Source organism: Flavobacterium sp. KACC 22758 (assembly GCF_028736135.1).
Taxonomy (GTDB): Bacteria; Bacteroidota; Bacteroidia; order Flavobacteriales; family Flavobacteriaceae; genus Flavobacterium; species Flavobacterium johnsoniae.
On the sequence record NZ_CP117878.1, the window covers coordinates 388865 to 404470 of the forward strand.

Annotated in this window: 14 protein-coding genes and 1 tRNA gene; 12 read left to right on the forward strand and 3 right to left on the reverse strand. The window is 34.9% G+C overall.

Features of this window, described 5'->3' with window-relative positions; translation table 11 throughout:
• Positions 1-96 precede the first annotated feature (96 nt).
• The 4 genes from PQ462_RS01755 to PQ462_RS01770 all read left to right on the forward strand — a co-directional run bounded on the left by PQ462_RS01755 (position 97) and on the right by PQ462_RS01770 (position 5249).
• A complete protein-coding gene (locus tag PQ462_RS01755; RefSeq protein ID WP_274252148.1) occupies positions 97-1452 on the forward strand; it encodes a TolC family protein in 1356 nt (451 codons plus the stop codon).
• A 134-nt stretch (positions 1453-1586) separates the two neighbouring features.
• A complete protein-coding gene (locus PQ462_RS01760; RefSeq protein ID WP_274252149.1) occupies positions 1587-2636 on the forward strand; it encodes an HlyD family secretion protein in 1050 nt (349 codons plus the stop codon).
• Position 2637: 1 nt separating this feature from the next.
• Positions 2638-4221 (forward strand): MFS transporter, encoded by a 1584-nt coding sequence (locus PQ462_RS01765; protein ID WP_274252151.1) that lies wholly within the window; start codon positions 2638-2640, stop codon positions 4219-4221.
• 362 nt (positions 4222-4583) lie between these two features.
• Positions 4584-5249 carry an HAD family hydrolase gene (locus PQ462_RS01770; RefSeq protein ID WP_274252152.1) on the forward strand — a complete coding sequence of 222 codons (666 nt, stop codon included), beginning with the start codon at positions 4584-4586 and terminating at the stop codon, positions 5247-5249.
• 314 nt (positions 5250-5563) lie between these two features.
• Here PQ462_RS01770 and PQ462_RS01775 read toward each other — a convergent pair whose 3' ends face one another.
• Entirely contained in the window at positions 5564-5794 is a 231-nt protein-coding gene (locus tag PQ462_RS01775) for a helix-turn-helix domain-containing protein (RefSeq protein ID WP_274252153.1), read from the reverse strand.
• A gap of 86 nt (positions 5795-5880) precedes the next feature.
• Here PQ462_RS01775 and PQ462_RS01780 point away from each other — a divergent pair, with 86 nt between their 5' ends.
• Positions 5881-6114, forward strand: a complete 234-nt coding sequence (locus tag PQ462_RS01780) for a hypothetical protein (protein WP_274252154.1) — start codon at positions 5881-5883, stop codon at positions 6112-6114.
• A 398-nt stretch (positions 6115-6512) separates the two neighbouring features.
• The gene (locus PQ462_RS01785) at positions 6513-6968 is read left to right on the forward strand and encodes a hypothetical protein (protein ID WP_274252155.1); all 456 of its coding nucleotides are present in this window, start codon (positions 6513-6515) and stop codon (positions 6966-6968) included.
• A 47-nt stretch (positions 6969-7015) separates the two neighbouring features.
• Here PQ462_RS01785 and PQ462_RS01790 read toward each other — a convergent pair.
• Positions 7016-7097, reverse strand: a tRNA-Leu gene (locus tag PQ462_RS01790).
• A 110-nt stretch (positions 7098-7207) separates the two neighbouring features.
• Here PQ462_RS01790 and PQ462_RS01795 point away from each other — a divergent pair.
• The 4 genes from PQ462_RS01795 (at position 7208) to PQ462_RS01810 (ending at position 11673) form a co-directional block, all read left to right on the forward strand.
• Positions 7208-8599 (forward strand): dipeptidase, encoded by a 1392-nt coding sequence (locus PQ462_RS01795; protein ID WP_012023440.1) that lies wholly within the window; start codon positions 7208-7210, stop codon positions 8597-8599.
• Positions 8600-9122: 523 nt separating this feature from the next.
• Positions 9123-10085, forward strand: coding sequence for a DUF6624 domain-containing protein (locus tag PQ462_RS01800; protein WP_274252156.1), 963 nt, complete (start codon positions 9123-9125; stop codon positions 10083-10085).
• On the forward strand, positions 10082-10456 hold the full coding sequence (locus PQ462_RS01805) for a BlaI/MecI/CopY family transcriptional regulator (RefSeq protein ID WP_012023442.1): 375 nt from the start codon (positions 10082-10084) through the stop codon (positions 10454-10456). The genes PQ462_RS01800 and PQ462_RS01805 overlap by 4 nt, the downstream gene beginning before the upstream one ends.
• A complete protein-coding gene (locus tag PQ462_RS01810) occupies positions 10453-11673 on the forward strand; it encodes a M56 family metallopeptidase (protein ID WP_274252157.1) in 1221 nt (406 codons plus the stop codon). The genes PQ462_RS01805 and PQ462_RS01810 overlap by 4 nt, the downstream gene beginning before the upstream one ends.
• A 137-nt stretch (positions 11674-11810) precedes the next feature.
• Here PQ462_RS01810 and PQ462_RS01815 read toward each other — a convergent pair whose 3' ends face one another.
• The gene (locus PQ462_RS01815) at positions 11811-13175 is read right to left on the reverse strand and encodes a saccharopine dehydrogenase family protein (protein WP_274252158.1); all 1365 of its coding nucleotides are present in this window, start codon (positions 13173-13175) and stop codon (positions 11811-11813) included.
• Positions 13176-13362: 187 nt separating this feature from the next.
• Here PQ462_RS01815 and PQ462_RS01820 point away from each other — a divergent pair, with 187 nt between their 5' ends.
• Both PQ462_RS01820 and pckA read left to right on the forward strand, forming a co-directional pair.
• Positions 13363-13749, forward strand: coding sequence for a DUF423 domain-containing protein (locus tag PQ462_RS01820; RefSeq protein ID WP_012023445.1), 387 nt, complete (start codon positions 13363-13365; stop codon positions 13747-13749).
• A gap of 204 nt (positions 13750-13953) precedes the next feature.
• Positions 13954-15558 carry a phosphoenolpyruvate carboxykinase (ATP) gene (gene pckA, locus PQ462_RS01825; RefSeq protein WP_121362528.1) on the forward strand — a complete coding sequence of 535 codons (1605 nt, stop codon included), beginning with the start codon at positions 13954-13956 and terminating at the stop codon, positions 15556-15558.
• The last annotated feature ends 48 nt before the right edge of the window (positions 15559-15606 follow it).

The following is a 15606-nucleotide window of genomic DNA, read 5'->3' on the forward strand; positions in this document are numbered from 1 at the left end:
TAACATTTGTCTGAAATGAATATGTTGTTGGCTTTTTAGAATTATCAGTCACCAGAAAAATGAAGGAACTTTGCAGTATCAAATATTTAATTATTCATGTTCCTTAAAACAACAAATTCTACAGACGATTGTTTTCCCAGAATCCTGCTGTTATTCTTAATTGTATTAGCATTCAATGGCTTACAAGCGCAGGAAGTTCATACTGTTTCATTGCAAGAAGCTTTGAAACTGGCTAAAGAAAACAACAAAAAAATCCTCAGATCTCAATTGGAGGTCACGCTCTCAGAGCAGAATATCAAAGAAAGAAAAGAACTTCGACTGCCAGACGTACAGTTAAACGGCATGTATTCTCGAATTACGAATATTACCGAATTCAAAGGAAGCGGGTTTTTAAAAGACAAAGAAGTTACACCGGCAATTCCTGAAATTTATGAGGTCAATACGACTTTTAAAATGCCAATTTATGCTGGAAATAAGATCAATAATGCCATCAAAATTGCCAGTCAGGAAAGCGAAATCGCCAAAATAAAAACCGAAAAGGCCGAAAATGATATCGAGCTTGAGGTAGTGGCAAACTATCTGGCAATTTATAAAATGATGGAACTTCAGAAAATATTCGAAGAAAATATCAAAGAAGAAAAAAGCCGATTGAAAGAAGTGCAATCGCTTCAAAAACATGGAACGGTTACGAAAAACGAAGTTATTCGTGCCGAATTACAGCTTTCAGATCGCGAATTGAATGCGCTTACAAACTCCAAAAACATAAAAATCGCACTTCACGATCTGAAAACGCTGATCCAGATTCCAGAAAACGAAGAAATTGCGATTGATACAACGTCGAGTTTGGACGAAATGAATGGTTTAGATCCGTATGATTTTTATATGACTAAAGCTTTGCAAAACGAAGAAATGCGTATTGCAAGTCAGGAGCTGAATATCAGTAAAACCGAACTGAAAATGGTAAAAGGAAATTATTTGCCAAGCGTTCATTTCTTTGGGAATTACGGTTTTTATTATCCTAACTATAAATTCTTTCCGCCCAATCCGTATTTGTACACTTTAGGACAGGTTGGTATTGAAGCTACTTTTGATCTTTCGTCTTTATATAAAAATAAAACCAAAATGGAGCAGGCGAGCACCAAAATCAAATGGCAGGAAATGCAGAATGAAATTGTAAAAGAGGAAATTCAGGACAAGTTGTATAAAGAACATACACAATACCAAGAAATTCTTGAAAAGTTTGTTGTTGTTGACAAAGCACTGGATTTGGCCGACGAAAATTACCGAATTGTAAAACTGAAATACTTGAATCAATTGGTTTTAATTACCGAAATGGTCGACGCAGATAATGCTTTGCTTCAGGCAAAATACAACAAAATTTCTACGCGATTGGATGCGGTTTTAAAACATTACGAACTGCTTCATACGGCTGGAATGCTTCCGCAGAGCTAGATGGTGAGGGATTAGGCTAAGGCCTTAGAGGAAAGAAGCAAGAAGCAAGACTTGATAAGAAAAAGACTTAATAGAAGAAAGAAGCTAGAAAAAAGACATTTTAGAAAAGAACTAAGTAAAGAGATTAAAGAGATATGGTTAAGATAAAAAATGAAACTAGAAGAAATAAAACGTTTCATATACTAATAACAATTATTGCGTGTGTGCTTGTTATAAGCGGTGTTATTTTAGGAATTTGGTTTTATGTGTTCAACAGAAATCACGAAGAAACCAACGACGCGCAAGTCGAACAATATGTAACACCAATTATGTCGCGTATTACGGGTTATGTGCAGGAAGTTCGTTTTAACGAAAATCAGTTTGTGCACAAAGGAGATACTTTGGTTGTGATTGACAATCGTGAATATAAATCAAAATTGAATGTGGCTCTTGCCGATGTTCAAAACGCACAGCAAAACAGCATTGTGGCACAGAAAAATGCTATAAATACGGCAAGTGCAACTGCGATTAACGAAGCGCAGTTAGAAGCAGCAAAATCGAATCTTTGGAAAACCAAATTGGAATACGAAAGATACAAAGCTTTGGTAAGCGAAGAAGCGGCTACTTCTCAGCAATTAGAGAAAGTAAAAGCTGATTACGAATCGGCTCAGGCGCATTTTCAGGAAATGAAAAACAGAATTCATTCATCTGCTTTAAGTACTTCTGTTGCCGAAGCAAATGTTCCGACAACGCAAACCAATATTGCATCCAAACAAGCTGTTGCCGATAATGCGGCTTTATTTCTTTCGTACACCATAATTACAGCGCCTTATGACGGCTGGGTTGGAAAACGAACTTTACAGCCAGGACAATTAGTAAAAGAAGGTCAGTCTTTATTATCAATTGTAAGTAAAGAAAAATGGATTACAGCCAATTTTAAAGAAACGCAATTGCAATATTTAACCGTTGGGCAAGATGTTGAAATTAAAGCCGATGCTTTGAGCGATAAAACTTTTGTTGGTACAATTGCCTCTTTATCGCCAGCGAGCGGGGCAAGATTTTCATTGCTTCCTCCAGATAATGCAACGGGTAACTTCGTAAAAATCGAACAAAGAATTCCGGTTCGAATTCAGTTGAAAGACAGCGACAAGCAAGCCGACTTTTTAAGAGCGGGAATGAATATTACTGTGATCGCAGCACACTAAAATGGAAGATAAAAGTATTTTTAAGTCATGGGTTCCAAAATGGGCAATTATAACGATTTTGTTTGTTTGCCTTTTGCATTCCATGATTTTATTGGGAGTTTATACGTCAAACGTAACGTATGCGGCAAGTTTTCTGGACATTGAGCCCGAAGATTTGCAGTACGCGATGTGTGTTACGTATGGAACTCTGCTGGCTACAATTCTTATAGAAAGCCGATTTTCGAGTTTTTTCCCTGCCAAAAATTACCTCATGGGCGTTTATTCCTTAATTGGAGTTACGATTGTGACGTCGGGTTATGTCGATAATTTTGCGGTTTTTCTATTGCTGAGAGTTGCCGAAGGAATTTTAATGGCGCTTCCTGCCATTACCATCAGACAATTGCTTATTGAGCAGTTTGATTCTAAAAATGCCATCATAATTGGTTTTTCCTTTTATTATGGTTCTCTACTGCTGTCAACGCCTTTTATTATGAATATTGCGGTTTGGTTTCTGGATCATTACGACTGGAAATACATGCTGTATGTTTCGGGCGGACTGCAGGTTTTAAATGTCTTTTTAATCTTGGTTACTTTTCGTGGGCACCGAACAACAAAGAAAATCCCGTTGTATCAAATCGACTGGATGAGCTACTTTTTGGTTTTAACAGCTATTCTTTGCGGTGCCTACTTTTTTGTGTATGCCGAGAAAAAATATTGGTTCGAATCTTCTCAAATGGTTTTAATGCTTATTACGGCACTTATTACGGGAGGTTTGTTCATCTTCAAAGAGCTTTTGGTTAAAAGGCCAACTTTTAATTTTGAAGTTTTTAAATATGCCAATCTGAGAATTGGGTTTTTATTGTTTTTCTTGTTTTACATCAGCAGAGCAACGCTGAGTCTTTGCCATTCGGCGATGTATTCGATTTGGAATTGGGATCCGTCTCGAGTTGCGGGCGTGCAATACATTAACGGACTCGGAAATATTATCGGATTGGTTTTGGCGGCTTTTTTCCTGATGAAATCGCTTTCGACCAAAATCATTTTTCTGATTGGCTTTTCGCTGATTGCGTTGTATCACTTTTGGTTTACGTTTCTATTTGTGCCCGATGTGGCCTTGTCAGATATTATTGTTCCGTACTTTTTGCAGGGGATCGGAGTTGGATTGTTATTTGTTCCGTTGATTTTATTTACTACTTCTTCGGTTCCTGCAAATATGGCGGTTTCTTCGGGAATTGTAGGCGTTTCGGGACGTTTCTGGGGAAGTACGATTGGTTTTTGCGTCATGCAGAATGCAACCGTATTTCTAAACAAAAAACACTTTTTGAAACTTAGTCAGTTTGTAACGGGCGAAAATCCTGAAGCACAACAAAACATTGCAAACGCCACGCAGAGTTTTATTGCCAAAGGATATTCCGTAGATAATGCGAATGTTCTAGCTATGAAAAAGATTTTTGGAAGCATCACCAAACAATCGACTTTATTGGCAGATATGGAGATTTACACCATTGTAGGTTATGGTTTATTGGTTTTGATTATTCTTATTGCTTGCAACCAGCATTTGAGACAGACTATGACTTTGGTGAAAAGTAAGATTTGGATTGGGTAAAGATTTTGTTTCAGGTTTAATGTTTCAAGTTTTTGCCAATCTTTGTCTATCATTCTCGCAATCCCGATAGCCATCGGGAGTAGAGACGCAAAGAGTTTTATTTTTAAAGCCACAGATTATAAAGATTTAAAGGATTTTGTTTCACGCATATTCGGCAGATTTTAGCAGATTTAATTTTGATTTTAATAATATCTGCGCTTATCTGCTTAAATCATTTTAATCCCGATAGCTATCGGGAGCGTGAAATAAAACTCTGCGACTTCGCGAGATTCAAAAAAATCTTGCTGAATCTCTGTGAGAAACCTCTGTGTAACTCTGCGGAAAAACTTATCTTGCATCCGTTAAAAACAACAAACAAAATTATGAGCCAGCAATGTGTAATTTTTGATATGGACGGTGTGATTTCGCATACAAATCCGCATCATGTAATCGCTTTTGAAAAGTTTTTCGATAAATATAATATTCCGTACACGCAGGAAGAATTTGAAGAACATATGTACGGAAAACACAATAGTTATATCATGACGCATTTCTTCAAACGCCCAATTGCGGGAGAAGAACTGATAAAATTAGAAGACGAAAAAGAAGGAATGTTCCGTGAGATTTACAAAGACAAAGTCGAAACGATTCCGCATTATATGGACTTTCTAAACGAATTAAAATCTCGTGGTTTCAAAACGGCTGTTGCGACATCGGCGCCTCGTGCAAATCTGGATCTAATTGCCAATTTCCTGAAACTAGACGAAAAAATGGATTCGATGATGTCGTCAGAAGACGTTACGTTTCATAAACCAAATCCAGAAGTATATTTAAAATCAGCAGAACGCGTTGGAGTTTCTCCTTCTGATTGTGTGGTTTTTGAAGATTCTTTTTCGGGAATTACAGCAGGATTAAATGCGGGAATGAAAGTAGTAGGCGTTTTGAGCACGCATACAAAAGAACAGCTTCCGCCATGCGATTTTTATATTAATGATTATAGTGAAGTGAATGTGGATAAGATTATTGAGATATTAAATTCCAAAAAATAAATTCCTCCCGATAGCTATCAGGACCAAAAATACTATACGAGAGACCTTTGTCAAAGTTTTAAACATTGACAAAGGTTTTTTTTCATATTGTAACCACAATCTTGTCATTTCGACGAAGGAGAAATCCCCACAAGTAGCTCCATAAAGTAATGTGTCAATCTGTGTCGAGCTTCTCACGAAGATTTCTCCTTCGTCGAAATGACAAACTACACAGATTCACTTTGTTTAATAATAAAACTATATGAATTGCCTCCTGCTTTAGCTGGAGGTTTTTTTATGTTTTAAAAGGAGAAAAGGCTTTAGCCGAATTATTTCTATTTCAAAGGTAAGTCAAACAATTCTTTAGGTTCAATATCTAAAGCGTTGGCTATTTTTACAAGAGTTTTTATTGTAGTATTTATTTCAGCTCTTTCTATTCTTCCAACTTGATTTTGTGTAATACCGCAATCATCACCTAAATCTTGTTGAGACATACCTTTCTTTTCACGTAATTGTCTAACGTGAATGCCAAGATTTGCTATAAAAGTTTCTTCTGAAATATTCATATTTCAAAAGTGGAAAGATTTATTTTTCAATTACACCCATATATGGGTGTAATTTATTATATTTGTCCCATACAAAAAATAAGATAATGGCTACAGGGAATTTTTCTAAAGAAATAGAAACCAGATTAAAAGATTTTTTCACTGAAATTCTAGATCCAAAAGATATGGCGAAAATGATACGAGAGGTAAATTATGCGCTTACTTTATGTTCTATGCGCGGATGCGAAACATTAGAATCAGAATTACCTAATATCGATGATAATTTTTATTGGTTGAATAGACTGGCGGAAGTTTTCGATCCTTATTTTGATGTTGAGTAAATAAGATATTATTTTCATTTCGACGAAAGGAGAAACCAAAACAGCAAACCGACAAAAAAATTCAGATTGATTTCCGTAATTTTTTTCATGTGTACAACCCGTTGGTTATGCTGAAAAGCTCCTTTCGTCAAGATGATTGATAAATATAAATTTTCGCAAAGTTTGTCATTTCGACGTAAGGAGAAATCTTCGCAAGTAACTCCGCAACGAAAAACCAATCTTTGTCGAGCTTCTTGTGAAGATTTCTCCTTACGTCGAAATGACAATATTATGGTTACGTTCTTGAAATAATATGTATGAGTAGTTGATAAATAAATTTCTCATTTTACGATTTTCCGTAAAACAGTCAGTTTAAGCCAAATTAAATTTGATCATTATTAATTTAAATGGAAAAAGAAATGAAAAAATTATTATTGGCAGTTGTTTTGATTTTGGGTTTTAATCTTAATGCGCAAATAATGAAACGTTCCGAGGAAAGCAAGCCAGATGAGGTGATTTCTGTAAATATGGGAACAACAAAAATGAATAGGTTTGGTGAAATATATGTTTTAGATATGCCAGATGGAACTTCTAAAAACGATGTAAGATGGCATTTTATGTTTAAAAAGACAGAAATTATAGAGATTTACAATGAAGTGTCTAAGACGATGAATAGTGCTGAATATAAAAAAGGAGAGAGTTTTATTTATAAGAATTGGAAGGGGGATTTAGTGGGCATTCTTTATGATAAAATGATGGGAACTAAAAGTATTCAGTTTGTGACAATGCAAAACGAATCAGTAGCGCATATTGGTGGACCGCTTACTTTGAAAAATTTGCAAAAATTATTTGGAATAAATGATGTGCAAAAATAGGTGTAAAACAAAAAAGCTTCTGAAAAATCTTCAGAAGCTTTTTTTTGTGCGGATAATAGGACTCGAACCTACACGCCTTGCGGCACCAGATCCTAAGTCTGGCACGTCTACCAATTTCGCCATATCCGCGGTAATTGTGGGTGCAAAGATAGGCATACTTTTGAATTATCAAAGCATTTTTTCAAAATTTTTTTTAATTCTCTTTTTTGTACTTTTGGGTTTCTATAAAAATAATTTAAATGGAAAATATTAAGTCCTACGTTCAACAACATAAAGATCGGTTTATCAATGAATTGATCGAATTATTAAAGATTCCGTCGGTTTCTGCCGACACTGCATATTCTCAAGATGTTATTGACACAGCAGAGGCTGTAAAAGAAAGTTTATCAAAAGCAGGGTGCGATTATGTCGAAACTTGCGACACTCCAGGTTACCCAATTATCTACGGAGAGAAAATTATAGATCCAAATCTTCCAACGGTTTTAGTTTACGGCCACTACGACGTACAACCGCCAGATCCATTAGAATTATGGACTTCACCACCTTTTGAACCGGTTATTAAAACTACAGATATTCATCCAGAAGGCGCCATCTTCGCGCGTGGAGCTTGTGACGACAAAGGTCAGATGTACATGCATGTAAAAGCGCTTGAGTTAATGGTGCAAAGCAATACGCTGCCTTGTAACGTAAAATTCATGATCGAAGGTGAAGAAGAAGTAGGTTCCGCAAGTTTGGCTTGGTTCGTAGAACGCAATCAGGAAAAACTGAAAAACGACGTAATCTTGATTTCAGATACAGGAATGATCTCTAACCAACAGCCGTCTATCACGACAGGTTTAAGAGGTTTGAGTTATGTTGAGGTAGAAGTTACAGGTCCAAACCGCGATTTGCATTCTGGTTTATACGGTGGAGCAGTGGCAAACCCAATTAATATTTTGGCAAAAATGATTGCTTCGCTTCACGACGAAAACAATCATATTACCATTCCAGGTTTCTACGATAAAGTAGAAGAATTATCTGCAGAAGAAAGAGCAGAAATGGCAAAAGCGCCTTTCAGCTTAGAAAAATATAAAAATGCTTTAAACATTGCCGATGTTTATGGCGAAAAAGGATATGTAACCAACGAACGTAACTCAATCCGTCCAACATTAGACGTAAACGGAATCTGGGGTGGTTATACTGGCGAAGGTGCTAAAACGGTTATTGCGAGTAAGGCTTTTGCTAAAATCTCGATGCGTTTGGTTCCAAATCAGGAATGGGAAGAAATTACAGAACTTTTCACAAAACATTTTACAAGCATTGCTCCGGCTGGAGTTACAGTAAAAGTTACGCCTCATCACGGTGGTCAGGGTTATGTAACGCCAATTGACAGCATTGGGTATCAGGCGGCAAACAAAGCGTATACAGAAACGTTTGGAGTTCCTGCAATTCCAGTTCGTTCTGGAGGAAGTATTCCAATTGTGGCTTTGTTCGAAAAAGAATTAAAAAGCAAAACGATCTTAATGGGATTCGGTTTGGACAGCGATGCTATTCACTCGCCAAATGAGCATTTCGGAATCTTTAATTACTTGAAAGGTATTGAGACTATTCCGTTGTTTTACAAGTATTTTGTGGAGCTTTCTTCTAAGTAGTTTTTTTAACCGCAAAGAACGCAAAGGTCACAAGGATTTTTTAAGTAAGATTATAAAAGTTCGCAAAGTTTAATCCTATAGCTTTGCGAACTTTGCGTTTATGAGTGTAATCTTAAATAAAAACCTTGTGCTCTTTGCTGTTAAGTTTTTTTTTACCGCAAAGAACGCTAAGAATTACGCAAAGTTCGCTAAGATTTTTTAAGTAAGATTTATAAAGGTTCGCAAAGCTTCATCACATAGCTTTGCGAACTTAGCGTTTATAAGCGTAATCTAAATAAATGTCTTGCGTTCTTTGCGGTTAAATTTTTCAGAAGCATTTTTAAGATATAAATCCGTTCAGAAATGAGCGGATTTTTTTGTTCCCCATGTTTTAAAATTCAAAAGAAAAACCTTTGTCACTTTGTCTCTCTGAACCTTTGTTCCTAAAAAAAAGACCTCTTTTTCTTGCATATTTAAAATTTAACTCTACATTTGTAGAGCAATTTCTATAAATGTAGAGAATAACCGCTAATTAAATAAGTCTATGAAAAAACTAATTGCTTTCTTTTTTATCACAATGAATATTGGTGTAATGCAGGCTCAAACTTATAAAGAATGGGTTCGAAAAGCAGATTCTTGTTATACGGCAAAAAACTATGAATTGTCGGTTTCATATTATGATAAAGCTTTTAAAATAGAACAGAAATCATGGTCAGATTTATACAATGCCGGCTGTTCTGCTTCTATGGCAAAAGAAAATAAAAAAGCATTTAAATGGCTGAATCTTTCTATCGATAACGGATACGAGAATATTGCACATATTAAAGTTGACAACGATTTAAAGCCTTTGCACTCAGAAAAAGAATGGAATAAAACAATTGAAAAACTGCAGAAGAAGTTAGATGTTATTGGAGCCAATTATGATAAAGTGCTTGAGAAAGAACTTGCAGAGATTTATACCGAAGATCAGGAAATTCGCGGCGAATTTATGAGTGTTTACAGAGCCTCAAAACCTGATAAAAAGAAAATTGACAGCATTGGTAAAATTATGCAAAGAAAAGACAGTATTAATCTTATTAAGGTTATGAAAATACTGGACGAAAGAGGCTGGTTAGGAAAAAATGTAGTGGGAACACAAGGAAATCAAACGTTGTTTCTTGTAATTCAGCATTCTGATTTAAAATACCAGCAAAAGTATCTGCCTATGATGAGAGAAGCAGTTAAAAACGGCAATGCAAATCCTGGAAATCTGGCGTATCTGGAAGACAGAGTAGCGCTGAGAGAAGGGAAAAAACAAATTTATGGCAGTCAGAGTTCAAAGAATAAAAAGACTAATAAAATTTGTATTGCGCCAATGATAGACCCGGATAATGTAGACAAAAGACGCGCAGAAGTTGGACTTGGCACAATGGCCGAATATGCCGCAAAAATGAATATTGAATGGAATTTGGAGGAATACAAAAAAGAATTAGCTGAAACAGAAAAACTTGAAAATACGAAACCATGATACAATTATCAAACGCAGAAGAACAATTAATGGAGCATTTATGGAAGCTTGAAAAAGCTTTTATGAAAGATTTGCTCGAAGCGTATCCAGAACCAAAACCGGCAACGACAACCGTGGCGACGCTTTTAAAACGAATGATCGACAAGAAATTTGTAGCGTATAACGAATTTGGAAATTCGAGAGAATATTATCCGCTGGTAAAAAAGACAGACTATTTTGCAAAACATGTAAAAGGGCTCATTAGTAATTTCTTTAATAATTCGGCATCGCAGTTTGCTTCGTTTTTTACTACCGAAACCAATTTAACAGCTTCGGAACTGGAAGATCTCAAAAAAATAATCGATTCAGAAATTCAAAAGAAGAAAAAATGATAACCTATCTTTTAAAATCAGGAATACTGCTTTTTGTTTTTTATGCAGTGTATAAATTGTTGTTGGAGAACGAAAGAATGTTTCGTTTTAACCGTGCCTATCTTATTGGAAGTTTGATTTTTAGTTTTGTAATTCCGCTGCAGCTGTTCTCAATAAAAACCACGTTTGAAACGGGAATAAACAATATTCAATTAGAAGGAATAGTGATTCAAAAAGGACGCGCTCCTTTAAATGAAAATTATATCATGTATACTATTTTCTATTATTTAATTCGTGTTTATGTTATTGTTTCAATAGTACTGGCTTTTCGTTTTGTATTAAACCTAATTTCATTTTTTATAAAATTAAAAAGAAAAGAAATCCGCTTTGTAAATGGTGCAAAAGTAGTTTTAACCAATGAGGCGGTTTTACCTCACTCTTTTTGGAATGCCATTTTTGTCAATAAAACAGATTTTGAAATGGGAAAAATTCCATCAGAATTAATTGCACACGAAAGAGCGCATTTAGAACAGCGGCATACTTTGGATGTTCTTTTTGTTGAAGTACTGCAAATTGTATTTTGGGTTAATCCGTTTCTTTCTCTTTTAAAAAAAGCAATTAAGCTCAATCATGAGTTTTTGGCTGATGAAGCTGTAAATAAACAGTTTAATTCGGTTTCAGATTATCAGAATTTATTACTTGATTTTGCTTCAAATAAAAATACGATTTCGCTTGCTAGTAATATTAATTATTTAATAACTAAAAAACGTTTACTTATGATGACTAAAAAAGAAAATTCGACAAAAATTGTTTTAAAAATGGGTTTTGCAACTGCGATTTGCGGTTTAATATTATTTATTTTTTCTACAAAAACTACAGCTCAGACAAACAGTTTAAAAGATCAAAATGATTTTAAAGTTAGTTATGATACTACTAGTGTAAATGAGCCTCAATTTCCTGGCGGTATAACAGAATTCTATAAGTTTATTGGTAAAAATTTTAAAATGCCTGCAGAAGCTTCAAAAAACAAAGTACAGGGAAAAGTATTAATGGAGTTTATGATTGAAAAAGACGGAAGTTTATCTGAAATTAAAGTTAAAAAAGATTTGGGATATGGTTTAGTCGAGGAAGCTGTTAGAGTTTTAAGACTTTCTCCAAAATGGATTCCCGCTACTGAAAATGGAGAACCGGTTCGTGTAAGTTATGGATTGCCAATTACTATTCAAAGTGAAAAGTAGAATTACTAAGACTCTAAGATGCTAAGTTTTTCTCTTTGTTTCTCTGTTACTTAAAAAAATAAAAAAATCCGCTTTTAAAAAGATAAAAGCGGATAAAATAAACTAAAAAAAAATCTAAAAAAAATGAAGAATCCAGATTAAAATAAATCTGGATTATATCCAAAATAAGGTACTTTTTGTTCGTTAAAAATAACACCGTACTCCTCTAATTCTTTTAATATAGGTTCGTAAACTTCTTTCTTAATAGGAAGCTGAACACCTGGTGTAGTGATTTTTCCGTTTAAGATTAACAACGTTGCCATTGCCACCGGAAGTCCAACCGTTTTTGCCATTGCCGTATAAGTTTGGTCGTCGCCAATGCAGACCATTTTCGAATCGATTTGCTTTTTCTCGCCGTTTAGTTCATAACCAAATTTATGATACATTACGATCATATCTTTATCTTCTGGTTCAAGAGCCCAGCTGTCTGTTAAGATTTTTTCCAAAATTTGAGCCGGAGTAGCATTTGGCAGATTTACTTTTTTGTCTGGGTTAAATAAATCCAGTTCCAGAAGTTTGTCCCACATAATATCGTCCTGATCGATTTTTAAAATCAGTCGGGTTTTAATTTCGACAGAATCTGTTGGGTGATACGGAAGGAAAGAATTAATAAACTGGCGATAACTCATGTTTTCAGAACCTTCAAGAATATAACTGTCATCAGTCATTCCCAGTTGTACAAACATATTCCATGCCCTCGAAAAACCAACCCTTCTAATTGTTCCTCTGTATAAAGTCAGAACATCATCTAAACCATAAACTGAACGATATTTAAGAGAATCCCGGTTAGAATAGGCTTCAAATTTTCCGTAACCTTCTACTTCCAGAAATTCGGTTCTTCTAAACAAAGCACTATACGGAATGTATTTATAAGTGCCTTCCTGAATAAACTTCGCAGCGCCGCCTTGTCCAGCCAAAACCACGTTTCTTGGTGCCCACGTAAATTTATAATTCCACAAATTGTTATCCGATTCCGGAGCTACTAAACCACCGCAGAAAGATTCAAACAAAAGTATTTTACCGCCTTTTGACCTGATTTCGTCAATAACTTTCATCGCGCTCATGTGGTCTATGCCCGGATCAAGACCAATTTCGTTCATGAAAATCAAATTGTTCTTTTTTACCTCCTGATCCAGAGCCTGCATAGCATCACTAATGTAAGAAGCCGTTACGAGGTGTTTTTTAAACAGAATACAATCTTTAGCAATTTCGATATGTAAATGTGCAGGAAGCATTGAAATTACAATCGAAGCTTTTTCAATAGCCGTTTGTCTTTCTTTGGTATTAAAAATATCTAAAGCAATTGGAGTCGCATTGGGATGCTTTTGTGTCTTTTTTTCGGCTAAGGCCAAAGACAAATCAGCAACAACAAGATGCAGGTTTTCGGTTTCTGATTTTTTAAGCAGATAATTTATCAAAGATGAAGCAGATCTGCCGGCTCCAATTATTAAAACGCTTCTCATAATTCTAATATTTTAACACAAACATATTTAAATGTTATAAATATAACAAATTTAATTTGAAAAATGATATTCTTTTATTTCTATCTCACATAAAAAAATACGTTTTCGAGAGCTGAAATAATTGAGAAACTAAAACGAAAATTGAATAGGATGAAGTATTTTTGTTTAAAATTAAAGTTTAGAAAATATGAAAAGAAAAATTGTTTTAACTGGTGCTTTTATAGGGATGTTAGCTATTATTTTTGGAGCTTTTGGAGCCCATTTATTAAAAAAATATTTGTCTATTGAAGAGTTAAACACTTTTGAAGTTGGGGTTCGTTACCAAATGTACCACGCTCTCTTTTTACTTTTTCTTTCTACCCGAAAAGATATTGCCGAAAAAACCGTAAAAACAATCTATAATTTAGTTGTAGCAGGAGTTGTTCTTTTTAGCGGATCGATCTATATTTTAGCTACAAAAAGTCTTACAGTTTTTGATTCTAAAATTATCGTATTCGCAACACCTTTAGGCGGATTTTTATTAATTATAGGCTGGGCGGTATTATTTCTTACTATTTTGAGGAAAAAATCATAAAATCCCGAAAAAAAAATTCTGTATTAAAATTAATCTTTAATTTTGTCTCATAATTAACATATAAGGTTACTTATGTGAATTTTTATTACTTTTCATCATCTTGATAAAAAAATATAACAATTTGCAAACTTGGACTTTACGTTTAAGATTAAGTAAAATTATATTTTGTTGCACCCAAAAAATAACACACACAACATTAAATTTATGGACAATAACACACTTTTCGCGCAATCGATTTCGTTAAAAGAATTAGGAATAGAAAATGCAACGGTTCGTTACCAGTTATCAGCAGATGAGCTTCATGCAATAACTGTGCAGTCAGGACAGGGTGTTGAGGCCTCTACAGGTGCTTTGGCAATTAATACAGGTGAATTTACAGGACGTTCTCCACAAGATCGTTTTATTGTAAAAGACAGCATTACAGAAGATAAAGTATGGTGGGGAAATGTAAATATCCCGTTTGCACCAGAAGCTTTTGAAAAATTATATAATAAGGTAACAAAGTTTTTATCAGACAAAGAGGTTTTTGTTCGTGATTCGTATGTTTGTTCAGATCCAAATTACAGATTAAATGTTCGCGTTGTTACAGAAACAGCGTGGTCGAACTTGTTTTGCTATAACATGTTCTTGCGCCCGGAAGATTCTGAGCTGGCAAACTTTACTCCAGAATGGACAGTAGTATGCGCTCCAAGTTTTATGGCAGATCCTGCTGTAGACGGAACACGTCAGTCAAATTTTGCGATTCTTGATTTTACTAAGAAAATTGCTTTAATTGGAGGAACAGGTTATACAGGAGAAATGAAAAAAGGAATTTTCTCTGCTTTAAACTTCATTTTGCCGGTTTTCGAAAACACATTACCAATGCACTGCAGCGCTAATGTTGGTAAAGATGGCGATACAGCAATTTTCTTTGGTTTATCTGGAACAGGAAAAACAACTTTATCTGCAGATCCGGAACGTAAATTAATTGGAGACGATGAACACGGATGGACTGCTGAAAATACAGTTTTTAACTTTGAAGGCGGATGTTACGCTAAAGTAATCAACTTAACAGAAGAAAATGAACCAGACATTTTTAGAGCGATTAAAAAAGGAGCGCTTTTAGAAAATGTGGTTTTTAAAGCAGGAACTAATGAAGTTGATTTTGATGATGTTTCGATTACTCAAAATACTCGTGTAAGTTACCCAATAACACATATCGACAATATTCAGCCGGGTTCTATTGGTCATAACCCAAAAAATATATTTTTCCTTACAGCAGATTCTTTCGGAATTCTGCCTCCAATTTCAAAATTAACTCCGGGTCAGGCTGCTTACCATTTTATTTCTGGATATACAGCAAAAGTTGCCGGAACTGAAGCAGGAGTTACAGAACCACAGCCTAATTTCTCTGCTTGTTTTGGAGCGCCATTTATGCCTTTGCATCCAACTAAATATGCTGAAATGTTAAGCAAAAAAATGAAAGATGCTGATGTAAAAGTTTGGTTAATCAATACAGGATGGACTGGCGGTGCATACGGAACAGGAAGCCGTATGAAGTTAAAATATACTCGTGCCATGATTACGGCTGCATTAAACGGTGAACTGGATAATGTAGAGTATGTAAACCATAAAGTATTTGGAATTGCAAAACCACAATCTTGTCCTAATGTTCCAAGCGAAATTTTAAATCCAAGAAACACTTGGGAAGACAAAGATTTATATGATAAAAAAGCGTTAGAATTAGCACAGAAATTTAAAGCTAATTTTGCCAAATTTGAAGAGTTTGCCAATGCTGAAATCTTAGCAGGCGCACCGATTACAGAATAAAAGGACTTACTAATTCAAAGTAAAAAAGCTGTTCAGAAATGAACAGCT

What these genes read in the sequence shown, in the direction of transcription:
- PQ462_RS01755 (WP_274252148.1), top strand. Translation starts at nt 97, where the DNA reads ATGTTCCTTAAAACAACAAATTCTACAGACGATTGTTTTCCCAGAATC.
- PQ462_RS01815 (WP_274252158.1), bottom strand. Translation starts at nt 13,175, where the DNA reads ATGAGAAGCGTTTTAATAATTGGAGCCGGCAGATCTGCTTCATCTTTG.
- PQ462_RS01795 (WP_012023440.1), top strand. Translation starts at nt 7,208, where the DNA reads ATGGAAAATATTAAGTCCTACGTTCAACAACATAAAGATCGGTTTATC.
- PQ462_RS01810 (WP_274252157.1), top strand. Translation starts at nt 10,453, where the DNA reads ATGATAACCTATCTTTTAAAATCAGGAATACTGCTTTTTGTTTTTTAT.
- PQ462_RS01780 (WP_274252154.1), top strand. Translation starts at nt 5,881, where the DNA reads ATGGCTACAGGGAATTTTTCTAAAGAAATAGAAACCAGATTAAAAGAT.
- PQ462_RS01775 (WP_274252153.1), bottom strand. Translation starts at nt 5,794, where the DNA reads ATGAATATTTCAGAAGAAACTTTTATAGCAAATCTTGGCATTCACGTT.
- PQ462_RS01820 (WP_012023445.1), top strand. Translation starts at nt 13,363, where the DNA reads ATGAAAAGAAAAATTGTTTTAACTGGTGCTTTTATAGGGATGTTAGCT.
- PQ462_RS01800 (WP_274252156.1), top strand. Translation starts at nt 9,123, where the DNA reads ATGAAAAAACTAATTGCTTTCTTTTTTATCACAATGAATATTGGTGTA.
- PQ462_RS01785 (WP_274252155.1), top strand. Translation starts at nt 6,513, where the DNA reads ATGAAAAAATTATTATTGGCAGTTGTTTTGATTTTGGGTTTTAATCTT.
- PQ462_RS01770 (WP_274252152.1), top strand. Translation starts at nt 4,584, where the DNA reads ATGAGCCAGCAATGTGTAATTTTTGATATGGACGGTGTGATTTCGCAT.
- PQ462_RS01765 (WP_274252151.1), top strand. Translation starts at nt 2,638, where the DNA reads ATGGAAGATAAAAGTATTTTTAAGTCATGGGTTCCAAAATGGGCAATT.
- PQ462_RS01760 (WP_274252149.1), top strand. Translation starts at nt 1,587, where the DNA reads ATGGTTAAGATAAAAAATGAAACTAGAAGAAATAAAACGTTTCATATA.
- pckA (WP_121362528.1), top strand. Translation starts at nt 13,954, where the DNA reads ATGGACAATAACACACTTTTCGCGCAATCGATTTCGTTAAAAGAATTA.
- PQ462_RS01805 (WP_012023442.1), top strand. Translation starts at nt 10,082, where the DNA reads ATGATACAATTATCAAACGCAGAAGAACAATTAATGGAGCATTTATGG.